Source organism: Leisingera sp. MMG026 (assembly GCF_021654205.1).
In the GTDB taxonomy this organism is placed as follows: Bacteria; Pseudomonadota; Alphaproteobacteria; order Rhodobacterales; family Rhodobacteraceae; genus Leisingera.
On record NZ_JAKFZM010000094.1, the window covers coordinates 1 to 5,009 of the forward strand.

A 5,009-nucleotide genomic window follows, 5' to 3' on the forward strand; every position below is an offset into this window, starting at 1 on the left:
CTACCTGAAAGGACTCTGATGATGTGACCGCCCCCCGACGGCCTCACTGTGCCAAAGTGGGTCTGCAACGATCCACAAAGGAGAGCGGTCATGTCAGAGATTATCACGGTCCGGCTCGATCTGGCGAAGAATGTGTTTCAGGTGCATGGAGCTGACGGCATGGGCCGAGCAGTTCTGCGCAAGAAATTGCGGCGTGCGCAGGTCTTGGATTTTTTTGGCCAGCTGCCCCCTTGCCTCGTTGCCATGGAGGCGTGCGGCGGTGCGCATTTGCCGGGCTGCGGTTCTTTTTTGAAACGACATGCCAGCGCCCGGAGATGAAGCAATGCCTGCACTACCGCACAGAGCCAAGGAAGCTGCCGGTCGTATTCAGCGCCGAAGAGGTGTTCGGGCTGCTGAAGGCCGCGCCCGGCCCGGGGCTGAAGTACCGCGCTGCACTCAGCATTTCCTATGGCACCGGGCTCCGGGCGCCGGAGGTCTGCAATCTCAAGGTCACCGATATTGGCAGCGGCCGGATGCTGATCCATGCCGAGCGCGGAAAGGGCGGCAAGGATCGCAAGGTAATGCTGTCGCCTGACCTTTTGGCGCTTCTGCGCGACTATTGGCGCGAGGCGCGGCCGGATGACTGGCTCTTTCCAGGCAAGCCCCGGATCAATCCGCTCTCACACCGGCTACTCCATCGCGCCTTCAGCGCGGCCAAGCATCTGGCGGGGATCAAGAAGCCGGGGAGCACGCTGCATATTTTGCGCCACAGCTTCGCAACCCACCTGCTAGAAGACGGAACAGATGTGCGGGTCATTCAAGTTCTGCTTGGGCACGCCAAGCTGAGCACGACGGCGCAATACACCCATGCCGCGACCAAGCTGATCCGCGGCACCGACAGCCCCTACGGGTTGCTGGTGCAGCTCCGGGACCGAAGGTCGGAGTGACGCGCGCGGGCAGTGCCGCGCCCGAAGCTGGAGCTTGCTGGCATCTTTCGAACCCACGGTCCTGCCTACCGGCGGGCCAATGCCGGGCATCTGAACCTGGCGCAGTTGAAGGCCATGTCAGCGATTGAAGCCTGCCGAACGGGGGCGCTCGGCGGGCATGTGGCGGCCTGCGCGGAGGACCTGCTGCCCGTGGAGTACTTCCACGTGGTCTTCACACTACCGGCAGGGATGGCGCGGATTGCTCTATGGAACAAGCGGGCGCTCTATAGCCTGTTGTTCAAAGCGTCCGCTCAAACGGTCATGACAATCGCCGCCGATCCCAAGCGCCCCGGCGCCCGTGCCGGCTTGACCAGCGTGCTGCACACATCGCACCAGAGGTGCGTTTCCTAAAAAATGAGGCGCGCCTTTGGCGCGACGGGCTAGGCTCTGACCCATCATCCCCTCATCCACATGATCGTCCCGGGTGGCGGCCTGTCGCCGGACGGCACAAGGTGGGTCGTGTGCAAGCCAGGGTTCTTTCTGCATGTACGCGTGCTGTCGCGGCTGTTCCGGCGGTTGTTTCTGGACGGGCTGATGGTTCTGCACGGTGCCGGGCACTTGAGACTCTTCGGAGATCTTGCGGGATTGGCAGACGCACCCGCCTTCGCTGAATGGCCGGCCCCGCTGCGCAAGATCGACTGGGTTGTTTATGCCAAACCGCTCTTCGGTGGTCCGGAGGCGGTGCTTGCCTATTTGAGCCGGTACACACACCGCGTGGCGATCTCAAACCATCGCCTGGTCAGCGCTGACGCCGGCACCGTAGCGTTCCGCTGGAAGGATTACCGGATCAAGCGCGGGGACCGGATGAAGGTGATGCGACTTGCAACCGACGAGTTCATCCGCCGCTTTCTGATCCATGTCCCCCCCCCGACCGGTTCCACCGCATCCGACACTATGGCTTCCTCGCGGGCAGTGGTCGCAAAGAGAAAGTCGCCCGGGTCCGCGCGGTTCTCGGAACGGCGGGCTCTGGCGAACCGGACCAGCCAGAAGCCGACCTCAAAGAACCCCTGACCCTGCGCAAACCATGCCTCGATTGCGGCGGACCCATGCGCATCATCGAAACCTTCCGGCGCGGCGAGGTTCCGCGATCCCGGGCACCACCAAGATTGCAGGCCGCATGATGAAAAGCCCGTCTCACAACCACTCTGAGATCAGAAACTTCCCATGCTGGTCAACGGTGCGCTTTGGCCTACGCTCGTGCTCGCAGCTCAAGACGAGGAAAACCGCCCCGGTAAGACCCGCGAAGTTTCCAGACACTGCCCCAAAGGCCGTGCCGCCAATCGCCCAAGCTCAGCAAACCCCGCGAAAATTCCACCAATATCCATGGCGGATGCCTGCGCTTTCCCCATAGCGCAGCACACACATCCCGCGGCTTCCACCTTGTCAGATTTGTCAACGCGGGCCACCCCGCCAAGCCCAACCTAACCAACTGGCCCGCATCGAAAAATCTTAGACAAAGCACTTTCGCTGCGGGTGTGCCAATGGCGTCAGCGGAGGATCCGGACCGCACCACATTTTACTATTTGTCTCTCAGGGTCTAAAAGCAACAAACCGTCTGGCGAGTGACGTCCACCAAACTTTAATGAAGGCGTCCCCATGACCACCAAGACAAAGCTGCACCCCCGCAATCAACACTCACGAGGCTACGATTTCGAGATCTTGATGGCGCAGACACCTGAGCTTGAGGCCTTCATGATCCAAAGCCCAGCCGGTCAGGCGACGATTGATTTTCAAGACGTGCAGGCCGTCCGTATGCTTAATCGGGCGTTGCTAAAGGCGCATTACGATATTGATTTTTGGGATATTCCCGCCGGTTATTTATGCCCACCAATCCCCGGCCGAGTCGACTACATCCACTATCTCGCGGACCTGCTTGCTGGCAGCAACAACCAAGAAATTCCACGTGGCCGTCATATCAAAGCGTTGGACATCGGCACGGGAGCAAGCTTGGTGTACCCCCTTACGGGCCAGAGCGAATACGGCTGGCAATTTACTGGCGTCGATATCGACGCGGGCGCGATCAGATCGGCAAGACACATATGTAAATTCAACAAGTTGGCAATTACCCTTAGGCGACAAAGCAAACCTGAGAATATCTTTCGCGGTGTGATCCAGCCCAACGATGTTTTTCACGTAACCATGTGCAATCCGCCATTCCATGGGTCTATCGAGAAAGCGAAAAAGGGTACCCAACGCAAGTGGGCGAACCTTGGCAAGGGGCGTTCAGCAAAACTCAACTTTGGTGGCCAAAACGCGGAACTTTGGTGCCCTGGTGGGGAGATAAAGTTTCTCGCCCGCATGGTTGAACAGAGCATGGAGTTCGCCGATCAGTGTCTGTGGTTTACTTCGTTGGTGTCGAAAAAGGATAACCTCCAGCCCCTCAGCCGAATTATAGGAAAAACCAGGGTTGCTGATTGCAAAGTCGTCGAAATGGCACAAGGGCAAAAAACCAGTCGCTTTATTGCGTGGACTTACATGAAGAAAAATCGCCGCTCCTCCTTTGTCAAGAAAGCTCGGACATAGGAGCGCTTTGTTGACGTTCTGTACTGCAGATAATGTCTGCTTCGGTGAAGCGGCATCGCAGCATTCCAGGACACCGTGGATGACCGTTTTGGGCCGCAACCGCGGTAAAAAAGGGTAGGAACACTGACCGGGCGTGCCACCTCTCTCGCCCCCATCTTGGCGCACTTTGTTGTTTTCGGCCTCCATATTGACTTCCCAAGGGTGACCGGACGGGGTAAGCAGCCCGATCCTTGGAAGGATTGGGAAGATCATGGCGCAAAATTCCACCATCTACAAAGTGGAGCTGTCGGTCTCGGACATGGATCGCCACTACTACGAGACTCATAAGCTAACCGTGGCCAAGCATCCCTCGGAGACCGACGAGCGGCTGATGGTACGCATCGTCGCCTTTGCTCTGAATGCCCATGAGCATTTGGAGCTGACCAAAGGACTGTCTACGGATGACGAGCCCGACATTTGGCAGAAGAGCCTGAGCGGCGAGATCGAGGTATGGGTGGCCCTCGGGCTTCCGAGCGAGAAGGTTATACGGAAATCCTGCAGCAAAGCCGCAAAAGTGATTGTCTACCCCTATGGCGGTCGTACTGCCGAAGTGTGGTGGGACAAGGTTAAGAACAGCACCACCCGTTTCGACAACCTGCGAGTGATCAATTTCCCGGAGTCCGACACTGCTGCACTGGCCAAGCTGGCCAGCCGCGCGATGAAGCTCCAGGTCAATGTCCAGGACGGCGACGTGATGGTCAGCCTTGATGAGAGCGTCGTCTACGTTGCGCCAGTCACATGGAAGGGCGCGGCCTAGCTTGCTATAGCCCGCTGCCAGGCCAAGTCGCCCAAGATGCTCCAGAACGCAAATGCCCGCATTCCGCAAGCTGTCCTGCAGTGCTGATCGCTGTCGTCAACGGCAGCTCCGGGCCGTTCGTCTACTGCTTAAACGGGACGACGTTTGAACCACCGCTGGCAAAAGCGACTGCGCCTTCACTGCGAATGGTGCTGATTGCCTCTTCGAATACTGCTCGGTCGTCTTCCAAGCGATCGTCCCAGACAATGGATGTCCCGTCTCCGGTCACAACTTCCAGTGACCAACCGTCCCCGCCTTCGAGTTTGTAGATGTCCACCTTGAATGGCACCCCATGCTCAACGATGCGCTGGAAATGACAAGGTTGGGTTCGCGTTCCATCTGAATACCTCTTTGATCTGCGGTAGATGATAGAAGCACTGATCACGGAAGCCAATGTCCGCAAAGCGGGATGCGGTCGCAGCATCTTGAGCAATCAACGAAAGGCCGCTCTGGGCCGGTCAGGTTCCGAAGGGTAACCACAGTTCGCAACTTTGCAGCGGCAGCTTCCTGCGCTCCGCTGCCCCGGTGCATCCCGCAGCATCACATGAGGCAGCTTAGCCCTGCTGAGTGTCTGCTTCCGGGAAGGTGACCATAGAATTTCACACCGGCAGCATTCTTGGCGCGGTACCCTTGTCTACGGCCGCTTTGGGCTGGGTGCAGCCGATCCGCCCCATGCGGTCCGATCC

The 5,009-nt window shown here is 58.7% G+C and carries 4 protein-coding genes and 2 pseudogenes; 5 read left to right on the plus strand and 1 reads right to left on the minus strand.

The window, feature by feature from the left end:
- Nucleotides 1-90: 90 nt before the first annotated feature.
- From L1069_RS23350 to L1069_RS23370, 5 genes and pseudogenes are all read left to right on the plus strand, one after another.
- Nucleotides 91-267, plus strand: a pseudogene (locus L1069_RS23350) (IS110 family transposase); the annotation flags it as partial.
- Entirely contained in the window at nucleotides 231-926 is a 696-nt protein-coding gene (locus L1069_RS23355; protein WP_237457241.1) for a tyrosine-type recombinase/integrase, read from the plus strand. The pseudogene L1069_RS23350 and the gene L1069_RS23355, both read left to right, overlap by 37 nt.
- Before the next feature lie 12 nt (nucleotides 927-938).
- Nucleotides 939-2,086, plus strand: a pseudogene (locus L1069_RS23360) (transposase).
- Nucleotides 2,087-2,561: 475 nt separating this feature from the next.
- Nucleotides 2,562-3,488: a 23S rRNA (adenine(1618)-N(6))-methyltransferase RlmF gene (gene rlmF, locus L1069_RS23365; protein ID WP_237457242.1), complete on the plus strand. Its 927-nt coding sequence runs from the start codon at nucleotides 2,562-2,564 to the stop codon at nucleotides 3,486-3,488.
- Between the two features lie 250 nt (nucleotides 3,489-3,738).
- Complete coding sequence (locus L1069_RS23370; RefSeq protein ID WP_129369595.1) at nucleotides 3,739-4,284, plus strand: YaeQ family protein; 546 nt, start codon at nucleotides 3,739-3,741, stop codon at nucleotides 4,282-4,284.
- Nucleotides 4,285-4,405: 121 nt separating this feature from the next.
- Here L1069_RS23370 and L1069_RS23375 read toward each other — a convergent pair whose 3' ends face one another.
- Complete coding sequence (locus tag L1069_RS23375) at nucleotides 4,406-4,600, minus strand: hypothetical protein (protein WP_164982671.1); 195 nt, start codon at nucleotides 4,598-4,600, stop codon at nucleotides 4,406-4,408.
- Nucleotides 4,601-5,009: the final 409 nt, after the last annotated feature.

Bases quoted from the DNA above. Each gene is read 5' to 3' on its own strand.
- rlmF (WP_237457242.1), top strand. From the start codon at position 2,562: ATGACCACCAAGACAAAGCTGCACCCCCGCAATCAACACTCACGAGGC.
- L1069_RS23370 (WP_129369595.1), top strand. From the start codon at position 3,739: ATGGCGCAAAATTCCACCATCTACAAAGTGGAGCTGTCGGTCTCGGAC.